Origin of the sequence: Stanieria cyanosphaera PCC 7437 (assembly GCF_000317575.1) — a bacterium.
GTDB classification, from domain to species: domain Bacteria; phylum Cyanobacteriota; class Cyanobacteriia; order Cyanobacteriales; family Xenococcaceae; genus Stanieria; species Stanieria cyanosphaera.
The window spans coordinates 2,792,129-2,814,869 of the sequence record NC_019748.1; the positions used below are offsets into that span (position 1 = coordinate 2,792,129).

General features: G+C 37.1%; 16 protein-coding genes. 8 read left to right on the plus strand and 8 right to left on the minus strand.

Annotated elements, in window-relative coordinates:
- Positions 1-43: 43 nt before the first annotated feature.
- Entirely contained in the window at positions 44-514 is a 471-nt protein-coding gene (locus STA7437_RS12140; protein ID WP_150109059.1) for a hypothetical protein, read from the plus strand.
- A gap of 9 nt (positions 515-523) precedes the next feature.
- On the opposite strand, the gene STA7437_RS12145 is transcribed toward STA7437_RS12140, so the two are convergent.
- The gene (locus STA7437_RS12145; protein WP_015193678.1) at positions 524-1,591 is read right to left on the minus strand and encodes a potassium channel family protein; all 1,068 of its coding nucleotides are present in this window, start codon (positions 1,589-1,591) and stop codon (positions 524-526) included.
- Between the two features lie 214 nt (positions 1,592-1,805).
- Between STA7437_RS12145 and STA7437_RS12150 the strand changes: the two genes are divergently transcribed.
- On the plus strand, positions 1,806-3,062 hold the full coding sequence (locus STA7437_RS12150; RefSeq protein WP_015193679.1) for an aspartate aminotransferase family protein: 1,257 nt from the start codon (positions 1,806-1,808) through the stop codon (positions 3,060-3,062).
- A 504-nt stretch (positions 3,063-3,566) separates the two neighbouring features.
- Here the strand turns inward: STA7437_RS12150 and STA7437_RS24885 are convergent.
- The gene (locus STA7437_RS24885) at positions 3,567-8,252 is read right to left on the minus strand and encodes a calcium-binding protein (RefSeq protein WP_015193680.1); all 4,686 of its coding nucleotides are present in this window, start codon (positions 8,250-8,252) and stop codon (positions 3,567-3,569) included.
- A gap of 824 nt (positions 8,253-9,076) precedes the next feature.
- On the opposite strand from STA7437_RS24885, the gene STA7437_RS12160 reads away from it, so the two are divergent.
- From STA7437_RS12160 to STA7437_RS12170, 3 genes are all read left to right on the plus strand, one after another.
- On the plus strand, positions 9,077-9,436 hold the full coding sequence (locus tag STA7437_RS12160; RefSeq protein WP_150109060.1) for a hypothetical protein: 360 nt from the start codon (positions 9,077-9,079) through the stop codon (positions 9,434-9,436).
- Positions 9,437-9,666: 230 nt separating this feature from the next.
- The gene (locus STA7437_RS12165) at positions 9,667-10,794 is read left to right on the plus strand and encodes a WD40 repeat domain-containing protein (RefSeq protein ID WP_171815453.1); all 1,128 of its coding nucleotides are present in this window, start codon (positions 9,667-9,669) and stop codon (positions 10,792-10,794) included.
- A gap of 463 nt (positions 10,795-11,257) precedes the next feature.
- A complete protein-coding gene (locus STA7437_RS12170) occupies positions 11,258-11,980 on the plus strand; it encodes a lysozyme (RefSeq protein ID WP_150109061.1) in 723 nt (240 codons plus the stop codon).
- Here the strand turns inward: STA7437_RS12170 and STA7437_RS12175 are convergent.
- Entirely contained in the window at positions 11,977-13,404 is a 1,428-nt protein-coding gene (locus STA7437_RS12175; protein WP_015193684.1) for a DUF3084 domain-containing protein, read from the minus strand. The two genes, STA7437_RS12170 and STA7437_RS12175, sit on opposite strands and share 4 nt — an antisense overlap.
- Before the next feature lie 159 nt (positions 13,405-13,563).
- A complete protein-coding gene (ntcA, locus tag STA7437_RS12180) occupies positions 13,564-14,241 on the minus strand; it encodes a global nitrogen regulator NtcA (RefSeq protein WP_015193685.1) in 678 nt (225 codons plus the stop codon).
- Between the two features lie 266 nt (positions 14,242-14,507).
- Here ntcA and fabI point away from each other — a divergent pair, with 266 nt between their 5' ends.
- The gene (gene fabI / locus STA7437_RS12185; RefSeq protein WP_015193686.1) at positions 14,508-15,287 is read left to right on the plus strand and encodes an enoyl-ACP reductase FabI; all 780 of its coding nucleotides are present in this window, start codon (positions 14,508-14,510) and stop codon (positions 15,285-15,287) included.
- A gap of 481 nt (positions 15,288-15,768) precedes the next feature.
- Here the strand turns inward: fabI and trmH are convergent, their stop codons facing one another.
- The 4 genes from trmH to STA7437_RS12205 form a co-directional block, all read right to left on the minus strand.
- On the minus strand, positions 15,769-16,419 hold the full coding sequence (gene trmH, locus STA7437_RS12190; RefSeq protein ID WP_015193687.1) for a tRNA (guanosine(18)-2'-O)-methyltransferase TrmH: 651 nt from the start codon (positions 16,417-16,419) through the stop codon (positions 15,769-15,771).
- The gene (locus tag STA7437_RS12195; RefSeq protein ID WP_015193688.1) at positions 16,416-17,339 is read right to left on the minus strand and encodes a DnaJ C-terminal domain-containing protein; all 924 of its coding nucleotides are present in this window, start codon (positions 17,337-17,339) and stop codon (positions 16,416-16,418) included. The genes trmH and STA7437_RS12195 overlap by 4 nt, the downstream gene beginning before the upstream one ends.
- Before the next feature lie 178 nt (positions 17,340-17,517).
- Positions 17,518-19,776 (minus strand): molecular chaperone DnaK, encoded by a 2,259-nt coding sequence (dnaK, locus tag STA7437_RS12200; protein ID WP_015193689.1) that lies wholly within the window; start codon positions 19,774-19,776, stop codon positions 17,518-17,520.
- A 310-nt stretch (positions 19,777-20,086) separates the two neighbouring features.
- A complete protein-coding gene (locus STA7437_RS12205) occupies positions 20,087-20,671 on the minus strand; it encodes a hypothetical protein (RefSeq protein WP_015193690.1) in 585 nt (194 codons plus the stop codon).
- Between the two features lie 212 nt (positions 20,672-20,883).
- On the opposite strand from STA7437_RS12205, the gene STA7437_RS12210 reads away from it, so the two are divergent.
- Both STA7437_RS12210 and STA7437_RS12215 read left to right on the plus strand, forming a co-directional pair.
- Positions 20,884-22,050, plus strand: a complete 1,167-nt coding sequence (locus tag STA7437_RS12210) for an urease accessory protein UreH domain-containing protein (RefSeq protein WP_015193691.1) — start codon at positions 20,884-20,886, stop codon at positions 22,048-22,050.
- Positions 22,051-22,077: 27 nt separating this feature from the next.
- A complete protein-coding gene (locus STA7437_RS12215; RefSeq protein WP_015193692.1) occupies positions 22,078-22,575 on the plus strand; it encodes a DUF427 domain-containing protein in 498 nt (165 codons plus the stop codon).
- Positions 22,576-22,741: the final 166 nt, after the last annotated feature.

Genomic DNA, 22,741 nt, shown 5'->3' on the forward strand with positions numbered 1-22,741 from the left:
AGTCAAAATAATTTATATAGGTTATAAAAAATTTATAAAAATCATGTTGTTGTTTAAGAATCGGTATTTTTGGTCATGCCAATTAATGGTAATCTCTAGTTTATTAGTAGCTACGCCTGCTTGGTCGCGTCCCCATGACACTAGCCATGAAACAGTAGTCAAACAACCAGTTCTTAACAGTCAGAATAATTATTCAAACGGCTTAAGTTATACTCAAAAAAATCAATTAATTGATTTATTGCGTGGTAGTAGTCGTGATAGCTCTCTTTTAAATCCTTCTCTGCGGATCAAAATTGCCAATCAAATTCATTCTCTACCACCTGGAATTGAAAAACGTTTGGCGAGAGGAAAAGGTTTGCCTTCAGGACTTGCAAAAAAAGTTAATTTACCGAATGAAATTAATGAATATCTCAATCTTTCTCAAGAGCTAAAAATTATTGTCTTAGGTTCGTCTGTAGTGGTACTCGATCCTTTCAACAACATTATTTTAGACGTGCTTCAATATATTTTTTAACAATTCATTCTATTTTTGTTTTGGTAATCTTGGTAATTGGGAACTAATTGGTCCTAAAATTTGGTTTAATTCCCGTAACTGTTCTGGTGTTCCCATACAGATTAAAGCATCCCTTTCTAAAATTAAAGTATCTCCTGTCGGCCCGGCAATTAAATTGCCATCAAAACGACGAATAGCTAAGACTAAAGCTCCAGATTGGGAACGTAATCTAGCATCTTTCAAACTTTTGCCAACATAAGGACAAATTTGGGCATCAATCAAAAATTCTTCCAGATAATAAGAACGATTTGCTCCAGTGATAATTCCATCCACAAAATCCATTACTTGAGGACGTAAAGCAGCAGCAGCGAGTCTTCTTCCTCCAGTAATATAAGGAGATACTACCGCATCGGCCCCAGCGCGTTGTAATTTTTGGACTGCTTCTTCTGTGCTAGCTCTAGCGATCGCTCTTAGGTAGGGATTCAGAGTTTTGGCTGATAAGACTGTATAAAGATTTTCTGCGTCTGAAGGCAAAGCAGCTACTAAACAAACAGCTTTTTCAATTCTTGCCTTAGAGAGAGACTCATCTAGAGTCGCGTCACCTTGTACAACAATATGGCCTAATTCTTGAGCTAATTCTATCTGTTCTGAGCGGGAATCAATCACTACAAACATAATTCCTTCAGCAGCAAACTCACGGGCAATTTGTGACCCCATTCTGCCAAATCCGCAGACAATATAATGTTGTTCTAAAGTTTCAAGCAAGCGTCTCTCCTGTCTTAGTCTAATTCCTTCTTGAAAATAGCCTTGAATTAAGGCTTCGGTAAAACGGTTTACTATATAACCAATGGTAATTAAACCCATTAAAATTAAACAAATAGTAAAAATTCGTGACCGCGGTTCTAAGGGATGAATTTCTCCAAAACCTACGGTAGAAAGCGTGATAATGGTCATATAGGCTGAATCGAGCCAAGACCATTCTTCAACTAACCAATACCAACAAGAGCCAATGATCACTGTTGCAGCTAAAACTACCGCACCAGCGATTAACTCTTTGCGCAAGCGTCCATATTTTTGCTCGAAGGAAAAGTTACGCATATAAATTATCTTGGCAAGCTGAATTTAGTATTCTGTCAAACTTTTTTGTAGTAACAAAAAATGGCTAAATAAGTTATTTAAACTAAACTAATAAATTTGGTTGAAAGTTAAAACTCTGAGCAAAATGATTGTAATTGCCAAGGCGTCTTGCTAAGAGCGAGAACAACATTAATATTTTTTTTCATCACTATTAACTTTTATCTAGGAGTAATTTGTGAGTCAATTAACTGTATTAGAGCATTCTTCTTTGTCCTCTTTCGAGCCAAATACTTTTGACAACAGCGTAATGAACACCTACGGGCGTTTTCCTATCGCTATTGAGAAAGGAGAAGGTTGTCGTCTGTGGGATACAGAAGGCAAAGAATATCTCGATTTTGTGGCAGGAATAGCTACCTGTACTTTAGGTCATGCTCATCCTGCTTTGATCGAAACAGTTACGCAACAAATTAAAAAACTTCATCACGTCTCTAATCTTTATTACATACCAGAACAAGGACAATTAGCTCAATGGTTGGTCGAGCATTCTTGTGCAGATAAAGTCTTTTTCTGTAATTCTGGGGCAGAAGCTAATGAAGCTGCTATTAAATTAGTCCGCAAATATGCTCATACTGTGTTGGACTTTCTCGAACAACCTGTTATTTTAACTGCTAAATCTAGCTTTCACGGACGAACTTTAGCTACAGTGACAGCGACAGGACAACCTAAATATCAAAAAGATTTTGAACCCTTAGTTGATGGTTTTGCCTACGTTCCTTATAACGATATCAGAGCTATCGAAAATGCGATCGCGGATATTGATGAAGGTAATCGTCGAGTTGCTGCAATTATGCTTGAACCTCTTCAAGGAGAAGGCGGAGTACGTCCTGGAGAGTTAGAATATTTTCTGCGTTTGCGGAAAATTTGTGATGAAAACAATATTCTCTTGGTCTTTGATGAAGTACAAGTTGGAGTCGGACGTAGTGGTAAATTATGGGGATATGAAAATTTAGGTGTAGAACCAGATATTTTTACCAGTGCCAAAGGTTTGGCTGGTGGAATTCCCATTGGTGCGATGTTGTGTAAAGATTTTTGCGCTGTTTTTGAACCTGGTAACCACGCTAGTACTTTTGGAGGTAATCCCTTTGCCTGTGCAGCAGCTTTAAGCGTCTTACAAACAATTGAAAGAGATAATATTTTACAAAATGTTCAAGCTAGAGGCGAACAATTACGAGTTAGACTTAGAGCGATCGCTAATCAAGATCCTCATTTATTTACTGAAGTCCGAGGCTGGGGTTTAATCAATGGAATGGAATTGCAGTCGGAGATTGAACTGACTTCCGTAGAAATAGTTAAAGCAGCAATGCAAGCAGGCTTATTACTAGCCCCGGCTGGACCTAAAGTACTTCGTTTTGTTCCTCCTTTAATCGTTTCTGAGGCGGAAATAGATGAGGCTACTGCTATTTTAGAACAAGTAATTGCTGGTTTAAATTGAGGTTGAATCTGTGAAGGACAATTTTTAAACTGCAACATGATCACTTTTCCTTTGTATCTAACGAGGTGAGAATGTTTGCAATACGAGGTGAGAAGTAATCACAGGTCTGCTTTTGGGGTCGAAACAAGGACAGACTCCCGAAAGCTACCTCAATAATTTTGAGATAGTATTCGATCTTGAGCAATAATATTAAGTCCGTTTAATTAACTTTTTACTTTGTCCTCATTAAAGTGTAATATCAAGTACGAATAATTGGTTGAAATAAAAAAGCCTGGTTGCATTTGCTAATTACTAATTACTTGTTATAGCGTTTCTCGAATCCACGAGGTACACTTAACACCTGCCTCCTGCCTTAAATCCAAATACTTTGTACCTCACCAGTATGAGAACTGCTATATCTGACCTCAACTTTAATATAATTATTCAACCGAACTTGATATAACCATTCAACAGGACTTCATATAACGCGATCGCGACGTAAGGATTAAGTAAAAACAATCAAAATCAAATTACCACCAGATCATCATGAGTCAGACTCAAACCAGAACTGAGTGTAGCTAGATTAACTTGTCTATTACTACCAGTACCATCAACATCAAACCACAGTAAACCATTACTAGTATCGTAGCCAAAGCGATCGCTACTAGACAACGCAGTTGAACCAATCACAAACTCGTTACTACCAATTGAACTACCAGCAATTAATCCACCACCAAAACTAGCAGCTACCTCAATCGTATCATCAGCCACTACAAAATCCACAATTGTGTCGCTACGCTCATTAGTAGCTAACAATCGAAAACGATCTGCACCATTGCCACCACTAAGACGATCATTGCCGACTCCACCAATTAACAGATCATCTCCATTATTGCCATTGAGGGTATCATTCCCTGCACCACCAGAAAGAATGTTATCACTAACATTACCAGTCAGATTGTTATTGAAGTTGTTTCCCGTACCATCTATAACAGCATTACTAGTTAAAGTTAAATTTTCTAGATTGTCTCCCAATGTATAAGTAATAGTAGTATGAACTGAATCTGTACCTTCTCCTGAATTCTCGCTGATGGTATCGCCGAGACTATCAACTTGATAAAGATCATTACCCATCCCACCAAGCATACTATCATCACCTAGATCACCATTAAGGCGATCGCTACCACCGTTACCAATTAGTGTATCTAACCCATCTGCACCAGCAAGAAGATTATTGGCGTTATTACCAGTAAGGAGATTATTAAGATTGTTACCTGTAGCGTCAATGAGATTATTACCAGTTAAAGTGAGGTTTTCTAGATGATTGCTTAAAGTGTAGGTTGTAGTGGAATTAACGGTATCTGTTCCTTGATTCAAGGTTTCACTAATCAGATCGAGACTACTATTGACTAGATAAGTGTCGTTACCACGCTCGCCAATCATGGTATCATCACCGATATTACCATTGAGAGTATCGTTGCCATCACCACCAGCAAGAAGATTATTGGCGTTATTACCAGTAATCAGATTATTAAGATTGTTACCTGTAGCATTAATGAGATTAGTACCAGTTAAAATCAGGTTTTCCAGATTTTCTGCTAGAGTCCAACTGATAGAAGTTCGGACAGTATCAGAGCCAGCATTGGTGTCTTCGATGGTAGTGTCGCTGATGTGATCGATGAAATAGTCATCATGTCCGACTCCTCCAATTAAAGTATCAATGCCAGTAACTCCGTTAAGGATATCGTTGCCTGCTTTGCCTTCTAGTCGATCATTGCCGACTCCACCAATTAAAGTATCATTACCAATACCACCAATCAAAGTATCATTACCACTTGTACCGTTTAATTTTAAATTAATGGTAACTGTAGTGGTAGCAGTGGGAGAGAGGTTGTTGAAACTAACGCCATCATCAACTACAAAGGTAATTTGACGAGGAGTGGGATTGGGATTGGTTTTTTGGTTAGTATAAGTGATGCTTTGGAGGACTTGTTGATAGTTGGCAAGGGTATCTGTACCAGTAAGAGTAAGAGTGCTAGTAGCGGAATCGTAGGTAGTGGTAATGTTGCCTGTGGGGGTAGCGGTAAGGAATTCAGAATTACCATCAAGAGGATTTTGAATGGTAATGGTCGCACCTTGGAGGTTGGGAGAGTCGGAATCGGTGAGATTGAGGGGGTTTTGAGTTAAAGCGATCGCGTTTTGGGGTTGAGTGAGGCTGGTGTTGAAGTCTATACCAGGGGTATTGGGATTGAGATCGAGGATGGGGGCGTTGTTGATGGGAATGTTGAGGGTGAGTTGTTCTCCTGCTGCGAGGAAACCTTCTGCTTCGATAGCTGCTGGTCCGTTCTCGGTTTCGAGGGCGACTGAGACATAGTAGTCTTCACCTAAACCAGTGAGTTGCAGTTGAAATGGTCCTTCGACTTTATCGGGAATAAAACCGATACCATCTGTTTCACCTAACCAAACACTATTGGGAATTTCCGTAATTGCACCTGTTGCTGTAGTGTATCCTAGTCTACGTCCTTGACCATCGACTATAAATCCTTCTACGGGATCAAGGATAATAGTAGAAATTAGGGGTGTTAAATCTCCTGATAAGCCAGAAAGATTGGTTATCGATGTATGAAGGTTCGTAGAAATTAGCTCATCTTCTAACCTAACACCAAGTATTTCTAAAATACGTTTTTGAATATCTGGATCAAACGTCAAAGATGTGTGGATTACTGAAGGAAAATTGATTAGATTAATGTTTGCTTTGGGATATTCTTCAAATGTTCCTATGGCAGATAGCCTAGGAATAGCTTGATCTCCTTGCGTATCGACAAGTTTTTCCTTTAATTCATACCAAATTTCTCCTTCCCTTGGAGAACGAGGTAATAATTTATTATTAAAGGGCAATATAGTAGGCTTGGGTAATACATTAATACCATTAGTATTAACTAGATATTCTGGTCCAATTTTTTGTATGACACCATCTGGTGTTGGTGTACCAGTAGCATAGATAGCAATCATTTGCTGGATCAAATTAGCAAAGCCATTAGGATCTCGGCTTGGTATAGAATCAAAACCATTATTCAAATCCAAAAGAAATGTATTTTCCGTAGTAGAGTCTATTTCTTTAGAAGTTTTTAATTGATCCGATGAATCATCAATAAATGGATATGTTGCCAACAAAGCTTTTAAATTAGGAACATACTCTTCAATAAAACCGAGTGGACCAAGTGCAGTTGCTTCTTCTTGAGTGATTGCTCCTTCGGCATCAGTATGTCCAGTCAATTTAATTGTCGTACCTTGATTCACATTTCGGAAGGCGATTCTAAGAATTTGTCCCAGCAATCTCATAACTGGATCATAACTAAAGTTATTTTGAAGAGCTTGCCATGGAATTGCAGAACCACGATAGGGAACTCCTAAAGAAATAAAGTTGTTAACCTTTGGTAAGTTTGCATCGAGTGTATTTCCATCATCATCTATAAATGTAAAGGATTTTCCGTAGGCATCTTCATTTTGAATATAAGTTCTTACAGGTAATCCTCCAGCACTATGAGCAATAATGTCAACTGAATCTAAGCCAGGAATTAGATTAGAAGGTATCCCAGAAAATTGCCTTCTCCATCCTTTTACCGCCTCTTTTAACCAAAATGCAAATTGATCCACAGAATATTCATAAGTATTATCCGTAAGTTCTGCTACAGAACGATGAATTTTTCCATCAAGTACTTCATCAATTGGTCCTGGATTTAGTCGCCAATCATAAGTTGCTACAAACAGATTAATTCCTTCTACGTAACCAGATCGCTTGAGAGTTTCAATCAAATCATTATAAATACGACCATATTGTTCAGGTTGTAAAGTATCAGGACTTACACCTCGATCAAGTATCCAATCTTTAAAATTACTGATAGGAAAAGAACCTCCGATACCAGGCACAATTAAAACAGGTTTACGCACGGGATTAGCACGCACAACTGCCTCTTCAGAATTAGTGGTTTTGACCCAAAAAGCAATTTGACCAGAATCATTGATCGGATCGTAAATATTAATATTTTGAATACTTCCCGTTAATTCAGGGGACACTCGATTAGCTTCTTGTCCTGCTTTGGCAACTAAACTCGAATTTACTGTGGTTTGAGTTGTTCCTTCTGTAGAAGAAATCTTGAATTGATTAGAAAATAAGCCAATTTTGCCAGAATCATTTAAAGCTAAAAAAGCAACATCTCCAAAACCACCATTCGGTGTTTGCGTTTCACCTAATGTTTCCTTAAAAATAATCCCAATTTTTTCATTAGAGGCAAAACTAAATATATCTCCTTTATCCTCTCCAGTATCTACTACTCCATTGCCGTTAGTATCTTCATGGTTTTCGCCAGGATCGAGAATGCCATTACCAGCTATACCAGCAATACGTTTAATCTCTCGACCTGTATCGGTTTCAATACTGACAAAAATTCCTGCCCCTGGATTTAAACCCTGAGTAGTTGAATCTGCACCTGGATTTGTTAGGTTGCCATAAAAAACAATTGCTTTGCCATCATCGCTAATCCCTGGTGATGTTCCAACAGAAGAAAAACCGTTAAAACTACTAGAAATTACCTCTGTAAGATTTAATTGATAATCGTAGAGTACAATTTTCTCTCCCAAGTCTTTAATAGCAACTGTTCCATTATCTGCAATAGCAGGGCGAGATGTGCCATTAGTTAAAATTATTTGGTTATAAGTTCTACCTCCAAATCCTCCTCCTGCAAAAGTTTCTAAACCTACATTGGGAAATTGATTTTTGGGAGTAGCAGTAAAAACTACTTGGTCTGTTGAAGAATTGTTATTTAATTCGGGAAATGAAAAAATGTTCTCAAAATCAACAAAATCAGGTGGATATTTGCCAGTACCAAGAGTTTTGCTAAAAGAACCAGGATTGTTAACATCCCACAGGCGAATTGCAGAAAAACTACCGCTTAAGTCTACTGCGACTACTTCGTTGTCATTATTAATTTCAACTCCGGAACGAAAAGTACCGCTATAACTACTAGAAAGATTGTTAAGAAGAAGTTCTCCATCTCCGACTAACAAATCTTCAGGAGAACCAAATTTACCAACAAAAGCTACTAAGCCCGAATCATTAATAGAAGGAGTAGTTTCAAAACCTGATAAACTACCTCCAGAAGCTACACTATTACCTGTTTTAGCAATAAGATCGAATAAATAATTAGACATAATTTTCTCTTTTACAAAAACATTATTTTGGCTAGGTTAAAATTTAATCAAACAACATAAAATTGAAATGAAGTATTTAGCTATACTCTAAAAAAAACAGCAAAAAAATATTTGACTTTTAAATCAATACAATTTAAAGACAAAAAAACCTTTGCTTAATTCAATCTTTAATTTGGTAAAAATACTTAGTTTTTGTTTGAATCATGTAATTTTAGAGTTTGAATTTTTTTGTGGATAGTTGTTTATTATTTAAATCGTATGGGATTGTGAGCCACATCACAGACAAAAACCATCTAAACTATCAACCTGTATCTTTGATAGCACTAGGGGGGGGGATAATGTCAATAGTTATGATTAGCGTTTAAATAAAGTTAATTATTATGGCGATTATAAATTTATGAGGTTATATTTTGCTAGTTTAGTTATTGAAAAAATTGTTGGTTTATACTTAAGTAATTCCTTTATTTAATAATAACTAAAGTATCAAATAATTGAAATTAACGAGCTTTCATAATTATTTCTTGACCTTTCAAATCTAATTGGATAATATTTCGTTTTGTCACACTTAAATATATAACAATATTTTTGTCTTTTTTTAATTCTTGAATACTTTAGTTTTTTTAAGTCAATGTTTATTAAAAATACATATTTTTAATTATGAAAAAAATTTTTAAACCCTCTCCATACCTCCAAGTATTCTCGTCAATCTCAATATAAAAATTAAATTATTAACAGCTTATTTACTTTTTATAAAAACAAAAAAAATGATAAAATCCGTGGTAACTATTATATTAATATCAATTTTATTATCAGGAATAATAGGATTGCTCTGGTCAATATTATGTCTAGTATGTGGCTACGATTTAGCCTCCTCTACTAAAATGTTTTATTTGTCATTTATTAGTGGTTTAGTTGGAGGAATAACTGGTTTTATTATTGGTTCTTTAGTTGGAGCAATTAGATGGCAAAAAACACCTGGTACTCTTTTTCTCATAAATCAACCTCTTGTTGTTGTGTCGTGGATTTTAATTTTCTGGCTCGTCGGAATTATCGTAGGAGCTTTTATCGGAGGTTTGATTTTTTTTAATTTAAAGTTTGAAATATTTCTATATTTATTATTTGGAATTGTTTTTATTACTGGAATAGCCATTATTATTGCTAGTTATTTATTGGGATTGATTTAATTTTTTATAATTTTTATTATTATTATCGTTAGACATCTCCAAAATATAAATACAAGTAACGGATACAGCTAGAGTTTTTACGAATATAATCAAAACAATTAAATTCCATTCAGTAAAATCAACTATTACAGAATAATAAAATGTTTCGTTATTTATTTTTCAAAATAATAGTTACTATCTTAGTTACACTTTTGTTGCTGTATTTTGTCTGGAAATATCAGATTATTGATTTGCTAAGGTTTCCAAGTTCAATTAAAACATGGGAACTTCACAATTCAACTTGGACTAATGCCATAAGTCCTAATGGAGAAATGCTAGCTACAGTTGCAGGTCCACTTACTCGTCGTCGATTACCTAACAATATTCGTGAGCAAGGTCATCCTCATGTGGAGATACGACGAATATCTGATGGTGCTATTTTACGTACTTTAGATTTTTTTTCTGCTGGTAGCCTCGCCTTTAGTCCAGATAATTCCTTGATTGCAGCAGGTGGTTATGAAGGGGCAGTTAAAATTTGGCGCATCAGCGATGGACAACTCCTTCATTCTCTGATCCCATCTGATAATCTTTCATCAAACACAAATAATTTGGCTTTTTCTCCAGACGGGCAGACTCTTGTAACAAGAGCATCTCGTGGTTCTGAGCAATTCTTTCATTTTAGTCCAATAAGTGTCTGGAACATTGCCAATGGAGAAAAACGCTACACTCTTTTAGGTAAATCCAGAAATAGTATTGCTATTAGTCCTGATGGGCAATTACTTGCTCTCATCAATATGGATGGATTAGTAACCCTGAATCGCTTGAGCGATGGTACTGTAATTCGGCAACTAGGAGACACTACCAGGTTGGCTTATAGTCTTAACTTTAGTCCCGACGGACGATTATTAGCATTAATAGGTGGTTATCCTGCCAGCATCTCAGGCGACAAAATTCACTTATACAGGATTGAAGATGGTAAGCTGCTGCGTATTATATATACTTCACTTGATAAAGAGGGTATTAATAATATTGCGTTCAGTCCAGATGGTCGCTATTTGGCAGCTTCCTATGGTGTTTATGTAACCTCATTTCTCTTTGGGGGAGCGGTTTACCCTAAAACTTCTCACGGACGCATTCGCTTTTGGCAGGTAGACAATGGACAACCGATGCAAACACTTCGAGGACACAAGGGTGGTACGTATACTCTAGCGTTTACTCCTGATGGCAAGTTATTAGCTTCTGCTGGTAGAGATGGTACAATTCGCTTTTGGCTAATGCCACCACGCAATTATAACTGGTTGTGGTTATTAGGTGCAGGAGGTTTAATTACTCTTGGTTATTGGCAAAGAGCTTATTTAATACGTTGGCTAAATTGGTAGAAAAGAAGGGCAAAAAATTCCTCGATGCGTCCCATTTTGACAATTTAACCAAGCCATGATTTGAGTTCAAATAAGTTGTGGTGGGCAAATCATTTTTGCTTCACCATTTTCATCTGTCTTTGCTTTTTGCCCACCCTACCGAAGACTTACCGAGGGGGTAGGTGTCAACTGTGGAGGACAATTTTTAAACTGCAACATGATCACTTTTCCTTTGTATCTAACGAGGTGAGAATGTTTGCAATACGAGGCGAGAAGTAATCACAGGTCTGCTTTTGGGGTCGAAACAAGGACAGACTCCCGAAAGCTACCTCAATAATTTTAAGTCTGGCTCAGTTGTAAAGTTTTGATCGAGAAAATGTAAAGCTATATAAACAATCCTAAACCATCTACACAAACTATGGATTGTTAGCAAAAACCTAGACTATAACTAGCCAGTGAAAAAAAGCCGTGGTGTTGAGAAACCTTGAATAACAATATAGAGAAGGCAGTCATCTGTACTGGCTGCTGGTTAATTGGCATGGGAGCCGTGTTCGTTCCTCAAGACGAAGTTTCTCCTAATAATAATTCTATTTTAAAACAAGTTCAGCAAGAAACCTCAATTAATTTTCCTGCTCTTCAATACAAAAAACCGAAGATCTTACCTCAAAGGTCTTTTATTCCAGAACCACAACCCGAGCTACCTCGACTACCTATTCCTGAATCGGTTCAACCAACTCAGCCTGCGTCAATCCCAGTCATGAGTAAAACGATTGCTTTGGTGAAAGAATTTGAAGGCTTTCGTTCTCAGGCGTATTGGGATACAGACGGAACTCCCGTAATTGGATATGGTTTGTCAAAAATAGGGGGAAAATCGGTTAACATAGGCGATCGCATTGAACAAAACGAAGCCGATCATGCTTTGGAAAAACAGTTGCAAGCAATTCAAACCCAAATCGAGCAAGCAGTTACAGTAAAATTAAATGCTCATCAATTAGGTGCGTTGACTTCAATAGCTTTTAATGTTGGTGTTGAAGGTATCAAAAACAGCACTTTATTGAGAAAAGTCAATGCTCAAGATTATCTTGGTGCAGCTAATGAATTTTTACGGTGGAATAAGGCTAATGTCGGGGGTAGATTAGTTACTTTAGCTGGATTAAGTAGAAGAAGACAAGCAGAAAGAGAATTATTTCTTACTCCAGTTGATTAAAGACTAAACATAACTTTGCCATTGCTTACTGCTAATAATTTCAGTTTCAGTGGTCCTGCTGTATAGGTAGTTTCGGCAACAACGGCTCTAATTTCGTCGATTGATTCTTTTGAGTCAACTATTTTTTCGACAAAATTAATCAAGCTGCTAATTTGTTCATCTCCTACTTGAATTTCTCCTAAAATACCAGCCCTTCCAGCGCGGAATTTTGAAGCAGCTAGTAACCAATCTATTTGTTCTTGAATTTCAGTTGTATTAGTTTGACTGTTATCAATCGAAACAGTTGCAATTTCTTCTTCAGCAGTAAAAACTTCTTTATTAACAGCAAGATCTGCAAATACTCTAACTTCTTTTTCGCCTTGAACATAATTACCGGCTGAAAGAATCCTGAGAACATAATCTTGACCATCTTGAATTTGTTTAGCTAATTGTTCTACTTGAGCTTTAGTAATTTTAACTACCCTTTCTTCTTGATTATTTTCTTGAAATAAGGTGGCTTTAATTGCAGAGCGATTGGCTTGTCTGAGTACACTGTCAATCGCTGACATGGCAGCATTAGGGTCGACAATTCTAACTGTTGCTGAAGCTAAAACTTGACCTTTAAAAATGGCAATTCTTTTTTCTCGAAGTTCTTGATAAGTTTGATAATATTGTTCGAGAATAGCTACTTCTTTTTCAAGATATTGAATTTGAGTTTCTAATTGATTTAGTTGTTCTTTTCTAAGCTGAAGATTGAAATCTTTATCTGCGATCGCGTTATCTAAAGATGAAATTTTTTGGTCTTGTACTGTTATTTGTTGCTGTAAAACTTCCTGTTGTCTTTCTAATTGATTTAAACGAGTTTCTCGATCTAGTAAAATACGGTCTTGTTCAACCAGTTTAGTTTCTTTTTCGGTTAATTTTTGTTGTAATTGTTGACTTTCTTGCTTGAGTGTCTTCAATTGCTGTAATTGTTTTTGCCTTTCTTGCAAAAGATTGTTTAATTCAGTTTTCAGTTGATTAGCCTGTTGGGAAATAGTTTTTAATTGGGCTTGTGCTTGCTGATAATTACGGTTGGTTTGATTTAATTGTTGTTGAGCTTGATCTTGCTGAGTAACTACATTAGATAATTCATTTTTGACTTGTTCTTTTTCTTCGGTAACCGCAGCTAATTCCTGTTGAACAGTTCTTAATTCTTTGAGAATATCATCAAGCTGAAATATTCCTTTACGTAGAGATTCGCTTAAAGTAAACAAAATTCCTAAAGTAGAAGCAGAAATAATTGTACCCGTCAAAACTGTAACGATCATCGCAGTTTGACGAGGACGAAGTTTAAACAATCTTAGACGTGCTTTGCCAACTTTAGTTCCTAAACGGTCTCCTAAGGCAGCAATCAAACCCCCCAGCAATAAAATAGCTGCAATGAGAATATAAGCACTGGTCATTACAAAGATAAATTATAAGTAATGAATGCTGAAAATAATTCCCAAATCATTTTAGGAAAGTTTTGCTTCGGTAATAATTGTTTGACCAAATCTAAATTAAACATCCAAATAAGTAATAACTTTTTATCAAACTATTCAGCATTCCAATTTAACCAAATTTTAAGTAAATTGTTGGCTCAGGGCGACGGGATTATGTACAGTTATTTTCTTTTTATGGATCGAAATCATATTTTCTTGTCGTAAATCTCCCAACAAACGAGTTACTGTGACTCTAGTTGAACCAATCGCTTCTGCGATCGCTTGATGAGAAAGTTTGAGATCGATTCTGATCCCCTCATTGGTAGGTACGCCAAAATCTCGACAGAGAATAAGTAAAAAACTTACCAAACGAGAACCCATATCTCGATGAGCTAGGGTTTCAATCATCATTTCTGTCTGTAAAATTCGTGAAGACAAACCTCGTAACATCAACATTGATAACTCGGGATTTTCTTTAAGAGATTGTTCTACTTGTTGAATTGGCGCAGAAAGCAACTCTACTGAAGTAAAAGCAACTGCATGATAAAAGCGATCGCTACGTTGACCAGTGATCAGAGACAAAACTCCAAAGACAGTATTTTCTCTCAATAAAGCCACAGTAATTTCTTCTCCTGCTTCATAGACACGAGAAAGTTTGACTGCACCCTTAACTAAAAAATACACTCTTTCGGCGGGATCACCAGGAAAGAAAATGGTTTTACCACGCTCAAAAGTCTCCACCACTGGTGGAAATGAGCTACGACCAATTTTCCGAAATACAGAGGCTAGCGGTTGATTTTGGGTCAGGGATAGTTCCATGGAACTTAACTTAGCAGGAAAAACTAATAATGGTTTAATATTAAACTTTCAACAGTAAAGTACCAATAATTAATCTTGGCAAGTTTGAGATTTGGGATTCAATCAACTTGTGCGTACTCAAAATAATTAAACAATATACCAAAGTCTCTTTTTCTAGGTGATTGCCAAAGCTACCTGAATTTTAAAAGATGACCTGTGTAACTCATTACTCATAAAATCTATGTTAGTTCAATTAAGGCTGCTGCTGAAATAATTTATTAAAGATTATGCTTGATTTAACTGGAAAAAATGCTCTCGTTACTGGTATTGCTAACAATCGCTCCATTGCTTGGGGTATAGCTCAACAATTACATCAGGCTGGTGCTAATTTAGGAGTTACCTATCTTCCTGATCCTAAAGGTCGTTTTGAAAAAAAAGTCAGTGAGTTAGTCGCGCCACTTAATCCGACAATTTTTTTACCTTGTGATGTCCAAGACGATGCTCAAATGGACGCTACTTTTGCCACTATTGCCGATAAATGGGGCAAACTAGATATTTTGATTCACTGTTTAGCTTTTGCTGATAAAGAAGATTTATCTGGAAATTTTAGCGAAACATCAAGAGAGGGTTTTACTAAGGCTTTAGAAATTAGCGCTTATTCTCTTACAAGTTTAAGTAAAAGAGCTAAATCTTTGATGAGTGAGGGGGGAAGTATTGTGACTCTTTCTTATTTAGGAGGTGTCAAAGTTATCCCTAATTATAATGTTATGGGCGTTGCTAAAGCAGCATTAGAAATGAGTGTGCGTTATCTAGCAGCAGAATTAGGTTCAGAAAATATTCGTGTTAATGGCATCTCGGCAGGGCCAATTCGGACTTTGGCTTCTTCTGCCGTCGGTGGTATTTTAGATATGATTCGTCACGTAGAAGAAGTTGCTCCCCTCAGAAGAACTGTTACTCAACTAGAAGTCGGCAATACCGCAGCCTTTTTGTGTAGTGATTTAGCAAGCGGGATCACAGGACAAGTGATTTATGTCGACTCTGGCTACGAAATTATGGGTATGGTGTGATATCAAGTCTGTTCACCCATTTAAATAAACTTACTTGCTTTTAATCTGGAATACTTAAATGTTTGTTACAAATGGCGGAGGAGGGGAAAAGGAAACTCGGGGACGCGGAAATTGATGAGTAGCATTCTTTTTTCTATTTCATATAATTAGACCAGAACCTTGACAGCGTAGGTAAGAAAGCCTATCGAGTGGAAACACGAAGACAATAGGTGGTAAATATTAATAAAACCTTAAATTTTCGAGTCCTACTCTCTCGGTGTTGGAAGTAAAAGGAGCAACCTGAACTAGTCAATTAAACCGCAGTATTGATACTGCCCAGTGATTCTTTTCTAGTTCCAATAAAACTATTGATTAAACAATCAGAAAAACAAGTACCTATTTAGTGTTATTGCTTAATTATGATTTTTTTTGGTTATTTATTAGAAAAAGTAACTATGTTAAGCTAGGAATAATAAATTATTCAATCTAAACAAAATAGATTTTAACTAATAATAATTTCTCCTTTTGTTCCTAATCGAGGATAAGGTTTCTCTTGTTGCCGATAGCTTGCTGCTACCTCTGGATAACTCCACTCAAACATCATTTGTTCATAAATATCTGGAGCTAAATGAACTCGTTCGTATAAACCTGCTGCTAATCTCTGTCGTTGAGCTTCAAACAAAATCACCGCAGCAGCAACGGAAACATTTAGCGATTGTACCATACCCAACATCGGAATAATAATATGTCCATCCACCAAATCCGCAGCTTTTTGAGTGACTCCCGATTTTTCTGCACCTAATAAAATAGCTGTGGGTTTAGTGTAATCAATCATACGATAGTCTAGGGCTTGCTTGCTTAGATGAGCAGCGTAAACTTTTAACCCTTGCTGGTGAAGATCAGAGACCGCACTTTCAATATTGGTATGAGTATGACAAGCAACCCATTTTTCACTACCTTTAGCAACCTGGTTATAGATAGGCATCGAACTTCTCGAATTAACCGCGTGAATAGCAAAGACTCCGACAGCATCACAAGTACGAATTATTGCTGAAAAATTGTGTGGTTTATGAACATCTTCTGTAATTACAGTTAAATCTAACTGTCGTCTATTTAAAACTTGTTGGAATTTTTGATATCTTTCAGGAGTCACAGACTTTTAATTAAGTTTTGACGAGGATTAAATTGTTCTAATTGTTTAATTTTTTCATATAGTTCTTTTTCTTCTGCACTAATTTCTTTTGGCGCAACAATTTGAATTTCAACTAATTGATCTCCGCGATCGCCATTGGCATCTAAATAACCTTTGTTGGCTAAACGCAATCTTTGCCCAGAACGTACTCCTGGTGGTACTGTTACCTTAACCAAACCATCAATGGTGGGAACTTCAATCGCTCCTCCTAGCACTGCTTCTGCTGGAGTTACTGGTACTTGACAATAAATATCTGCTTCTTGTACTACAAAAATAGGATGACGAGCTACAGCAATTTTTAAATAAAGATCGCCACCACCAATTCCTTGTCCTTTTAAACGAATTCGTTGCCCGTTGGTTATGCCAGGAGGCATTTCTACTTCTAGCGATCGCCCATCTTCCAGACGAATTCTTTCCATGCCACCACGATAAGCTTTATCTAGGGGTAAGATCAACTTAGCTTCGATATCGCGACGAGTAGCACCAGGATTAACTACCCTTTCCCGTTTAGTTGTGCCTGGACGATAATCGCTAGCATCTACTCTAACGCGGTCGCGTTCAGTTGTAGCGGTTCTACCTGAAGTTGTTTTACTATTGGCGAAATTACCAAAATCAAAAGGGTTAGACTTGCCATTCCTAGCTGCAAAACCTTTCTTACCCCAGGCTTTACTAAATTGGTCATATTGCGATCGCTTAGTAGGATCGGACAGGATTTCGTAAGCTTCGTTAATATCTTTAAATTTTTCTTCGGCAGCTTTATTCCCCGGATTGCGATCGGGATGATATTGTCTAGCTAGAGTTCGATAGGCTTTTTTGATCTCCTCACTCGAAGCATTTTTGGTTACCCCCAATATTTCATAATAATTCCGCACGTTCTGCATATGAAGTTATTAGTTATCAGTTATTGATAGAGACGCGATCTATCGCGTCTGTACATTTATCAGTAATTAATTTTAATTATCAATTATCAGTAGTAAAGTAGCAGATATTGGTATCAACAATTATCAATCATCAATCTCTTGAAAGCAATTGCGTTTGAGCATCTATTGTTAACTCAACTTAAAACCATTCATCATCATCATCATCCCAATCATTTTCATAGGGAATATTTTGAGGACGGTTACGACTATTGTAGTACCGAGATTGCGCACTACTATTACTATCTGAATAAGAAGAATTTCTGGGCTGATAGCGGTTTTGACTGTCGTCATAGCTGCGAGAACCATAATCATCACGGTAATTAGTCCGAGGTTCTGGTCTGCGATCGCTACTGGGACGATAATCATCACGGTAATTACCCTGATAATTATTAGGATCGTCATCCCAACTGTCACGACTATCACGAACTGGACTATTATCCCAACCACCAGCGTTAGGAGGACGATAATCATCGCGGTAGTTAGAACGACGGGTATCGTAGGAATAATCCTCGTCTATCTTGTTATCATCACCAATAAAGGTACGACGAATTGCACCGAAAAAGTCATCATCTTCTTCATCTTCGTATTGCAATCTCACTTCTCGATTTAACTCGTATAAAGTATCTTGTAAATCTGCTTGCGCTCTATCTAAAGTTATTTCATCATTTTGTTCTAGACTTCTAAGAATATCTTCACATAAAGTATCGATCCGACGACGATAGTAGGTTGCAAATTGAGAGCCAAAATCAAGAGTAACTTCTTTTAATCTCCGTTGTGCTTGATCGGTTAAAGCCTTGGCATTATTGCGTTTTTCGACCTTTTCTTTTCTTTCTCGATCCTGTTGAGAAAATTGTTCTGCTTCCTGAATCATCCGATTAATTTCGATTTCAGGCAGATTAGAAGCCCCTTGCACTGTAATTCCTTGTTCTCTTCCCGTAGTTTTATCTCTAGCTGTTACTTGCAAAATTCCGTTAGCATCGATATCAAAAGAAACTTGAATTTGTGGAATACCTCTAGGTGCAGGTGGAATACCAGTTAGTTTAAATCTACCCAAAGATTTGTTGCCTGCTGCCATTTCCCTTTCCCCTTGCAGGGCATGGATTTCAACCATAGTTTGATTGTTTTCCCCAGTCGAAAAGATATCCGAACGACGTACTGGAATAGTAGTATTGCGAGGAATCAACTTCTTCATCACACCACCAATGGTTTCTAAACCCAAGGATAGAGGAGTTACATCTAACAATAAAATATCTTTAACTTCATTAGTTAAAATACCAGCTTGAATGGCAGCACCAATCGCTACTACTTCATCAGGGTTCACATTTTGATTAGGCTCAAGATCGATATAACTGCGAACTAAGTCTTGTACCATCGGAATACGGGTTGAACCACCGACTAAAACCACTTCATTAATTTGAATTGGACTAATACCTGCATCAGAAATAGCTCTTTTCAGAGGACGACGCAGACGACTAACTAAATCTCCACACAATTCCTCAAATTTCGGGCGAGAAAGCTTAGTTTCGATATGTTTTGGACCTTCTGGGGTAGCGGTAATGAAAGGTAGGTTGATTTCGGTAACTGTAACTCCCGATAGTTCAATTTTGGCTTTTTCGGCTGCTTCCGTTAGTCTTTGGAGTGATTGTCGATCTTTGCGCAAATCTACTCCTTCTTTTTCCAGAAATTCTTCTGCTAACCAATCAACAATTCTTTTATCAAAATCATTACCTCCTAATTGAGTATCGCCACTGGTAGCTTTGACTTCAAAAACCTTATCTCCCACCTCTAAAATTGAAACATCAAATGTACCTCCACCGAGGTCAAATACCATAATTGTTTGACTGCGTTTTTGGTCTAAACCATAAGCCAAAGCTGCTGCGGTAGGTTCATTGATGATCCGTAATACTTCTAACCCAGCAATTCTACCTGCATCTCTGGTAGCTTGTCTTTGAGCATCGTTAAAATAAGCTGGTACGGTGATGACTGCGCTGGTAATTTCTTCTCCTAAATACCGACTAGCTTCATCAGCTAATTTACGCAAAATCATCGCTGAAATTTCTTCTGGGGCGAATTCTTTTTTGAGACGAGGACAACGTATTTTAATATTTCCTAATTCATCACGACGAATAGTATAGGGAACTCGTTTTGATTCTGGTTGTAATTCAGCATATTTTCTCCCCATAAATCTTTTAATCCCATAAAAAGTGTTTTGAGGATTTAATACTGTTTGTCGTCGTGCCATTTGTCCGACTAGTAGTTCGCCATCTTTATTAAAACCAACTACCGATGGAGTAGTACGCATACCTTCTGAATTAGCGACTACTACAGGCTTCCCGCCTTCCATGACGGCGACTACGGAATTAGTTGTTCCCAAGTCAATGCCGACTACTCTTCCCATGCGTGCTTTATTCTCCTAGAATCGTTCCCTATAAATTTTATTGCCAGCAGATTATTATTTTAGTTTGTACTATAGCTTGCTCTAGTATATTTTCTCCAGAATTTACTGCAACAATAATAGCTACATTAAACCTATGATAGTTCTTTAATCTCTTTCTTTAATCATAGCCAATCCTCAGTTACCAGTTTTAGGGCGTGTCGTCAATTAAGCTAAACGACATTGGCTGTTGTTCTCCATTGATCGTCTTTTAAGGTATAGCGTCTGATCACCAAATTATCATTTCTCAAAAGTGCGATCGCGCTTTGGCTAACTATTCTTTGTTTTCAGTAGAAGATTTTGTTCTGGATTTTCTGGTTTTGAATATCATAGCGATAATTATCATACCTGCGATCGCAGTAAACAACCAGGGTAAAAAGTTCAATGATGATTGATTATTACGATTATTTGTGGCAAGAATAATTGGATTTGGTTGACTATTTTGTTCCTGTGTGGATTGAGTAATTCCAGGACTAACATTGACTGTATAACTAAGTTTAAAAGGTTTAAAATCTCCTTCTAATTTTGGTTTTCCACTAATTTCTAATTGATAACTGCCTGCTTCAGGAAAAATAATGGTTGTGCCAGGAACTTTTTGATATTGAGCTTCAGGATCAAGAGATTGTAAAGTAGGATTCAGAATTGGTTGAGTGGGAGAAGATTGTTGATAAACTGCTAAATTACAATCACATTGACTCAGAGGAATTGATTCACCACCTTGACGAGTTAAAGCAAACCACGCGATCGCATTTTCTCCTGCACGTGGACTATGATTTGGTTCGATATGAAAAGTCACGCCCACGTTACCATCTGTCTTAATATTATGAGCTACAACGAAAGGTTTGATTAGAGAAGACATAATTTGTTTTGTTTTAATTAGCTCTAAAAACAAACTTTAAACCAAATTGAACCAACGAAACCCAATCGGATACAACTCAGTATTAAGATAAGGATCAGTATATATCCTTATTGTTTTTAACTTAAATTCCTCTTGAATCAATTCAAACAAGCCAGAAGCATAACCAAGACTGAACTTAATTTTAATTATTTTGACTTTTGACTTTATAAGCTGTGTTAGATTTACTTTTGATTGCTAGCATCGGATTTCTAGGTAGTTTCGGTCATTGTGCCGGAATGTGTAGCCCTTTAGCAATTTCTTTTTCTCTGTCGCAACAATATCAAGCTAAATCTTCTTGGTTACATAGTCTAGTTTTTCATCTTCTGCTTAATCTCGGTAGAATCACCAGCTATACTTTAGTCGGTGCAGCATTAGGTAGTATTAGTTCTTTAATTTTTACAGGGACAATCCGTCAATTAATGGCAATTGTGATGGGTCTAATGTTAATTTGGTTGGGTTTACTACGAATTAAGCCAGATTTTTTACCCAATTTACCCATCTTACATCCCTTTCAAGGCAAACTACACGCTCGCTTGAGTAAAGTTATGAATAGTCTTGCTTCCCATCACTCTTGGTGGACTCCTGGAATTTTAGGTATTTTTTGGGGTCTAATTCCCTGTGGTTTTCTTTATGCAGCACAAATTAAAGCAGCAGAATCCCATAGTATTTGGTGGGGAATGGCAATTATGCTGGCTTTTGGATTAGGAACAATGCCCACTATGGTAGCCGTAGGATTATCAGCTTCTCGTTTAACTCGCGACCGCAGAAGTCAATTAACTCGTTTGGGAGGTTGGATTACTGTCGCAATCGGAGTTTTAACTCTGTGGCGTACCGATGCCATGATCGATTATACGGGACATGGAGCATTATTTTTATTAATGTTAGCTTTAATTGCTCGTCCAATTGCTCAATGGTGGTCAATACCTCTACAATACCGGCGAGTGATTGGTGTGGGGGGTTATTTTTTAGCGATCGCTCATACTGTACATATGTTCGACCATACCCTCAATTGGAATTTAAATTCATTGCCATTTATGATTCCTCAGCATCAACTGGGTTTAATAATTGGAACAATTGCTTTATGCTTAATGACTCCCGCAGCTTTAACCAGTTTTGATCGCTGGCAACATATATTAGGTAGACATTGGCGACAAATTCATTTGTTTTCAATCCCTGCCCTATTTCTAGCTGCTGGTCATACTATTTTAATTGGTTCTCATTATTTGGGAGAATTAACTTGGAATTGGCAAACTCAATTACGAGTGTTGGTTATTGTAGTTATGACTAGCGGAGTAATACTATTACGAATTTTAAATCCTTGGCGAAAAGCAAACAGCTAATTCAACTCAAAACAGGAATAATTAATTATGTTTATACCAAAACCGATTCCACCTCAACCTGGACAAGAATCTGTCTGGGATTATCCTCGTCCTCCTCGTTTAGAAAGTTCCACCCAACATATTCAAGTAATCTTCAATCAAATCACTCTTGCTGATAGCCACCGTACTTATCGAGTTTTGGAAACTAGCCATCCTCCAGTTTATTACATTCCTCCCGAAGATATTCAAATGCAGTATCTTGAGAAAACTACCCGACAATCATTTTGCGAGTGGAAAGGTGCAGCTAACTACTATACCATTACAGCGGGCGATCGCAAAGAAATTAATGCAGCTTGGTTTTATCCTGATCCTACCGATGAGTTTGCTGCAATTAAAAATTATGTGGCATTTTATCCTAGTCGCATGGATGCTTGTTATGTCGATGGAGAACAAGTTCAGCCTCAATCTGGAGATTTTTATGGTGGTTGGATTACTAAAAATGTAGTTGGTCCTTTTAAAGGTAGTGCTGGTAGTTGGGGATGGTAATCAGTTATCAGTTGTTATCTTAAATGCGAAAAGAAGACTGTCGGTAAAAGAGAGGGTTATTTAAGTTTAGCATAGCTAAATGCACCCGATTCTTTACCGACGAGATGAATTTTCGCCAACAAAAAAACCGCGATAGCGACAATATTTGTACCAAATGTAATAGCAT

Excerpts from the sequence above, each read along its gene's own strand:
- fabI (WP_015193686.1), top strand. The coding sequence starts at position 14,508 with ATGCTTGATTTAACTGGAAAAAATGCTCTCGTTACTGGTATTGCTAAC.
- STA7437_RS12140 (WP_150109059.1), top strand. The coding sequence starts at position 44 with ATGTTGTTGTTTAAGAATCGGTATTTTTGGTCATGCCAATTAATGGTA.
- STA7437_RS12195 (WP_015193688.1), bottom strand. The coding sequence starts at position 17,339 with ATGCAGAACGTGCGGAATTATTATGAAATATTGGGGGTAACCAAAAAT.
- STA7437_RS12175 (WP_015193684.1), bottom strand. The coding sequence starts at position 13,404 with ATGACCAGTGCTTATATTCTCATTGCAGCTATTTTATTGCTGGGGGGT.
- STA7437_RS12145 (WP_015193678.1), bottom strand. The coding sequence starts at position 1,591 with ATGCGTAACTTTTCCTTCGAGCAAAAATATGGACGCTTGCGCAAAGAG.
- dnaK (WP_015193689.1), bottom strand. The coding sequence starts at position 19,776 with ATGGGAAGAGTAGTCGGCATTGACTTGGGAACAACTAATTCCGTAGTC.
- ntcA (WP_015193685.1), bottom strand. The coding sequence starts at position 14,241 with ATGGAACTATCCCTGACCCAAAATCAACCGCTAGCCTCTGTATTTCGG.
- STA7437_RS12205 (WP_015193690.1), bottom strand. The coding sequence starts at position 20,671 with ATGTCTTCTCTAATCAAACCTTTCGTTGTAGCTCATAATATTAAGACA.
- STA7437_RS12215 (WP_015193692.1), top strand. The coding sequence starts at position 22,078 with ATGTTTATACCAAAACCGATTCCACCTCAACCTGGACAAGAATCTGTC.
- STA7437_RS24885 (WP_015193680.1), bottom strand. The coding sequence starts at position 8,252 with ATGTCTAATTATTTATTCGATCTTATTGCTAAAACAGGTAATAGTGTA.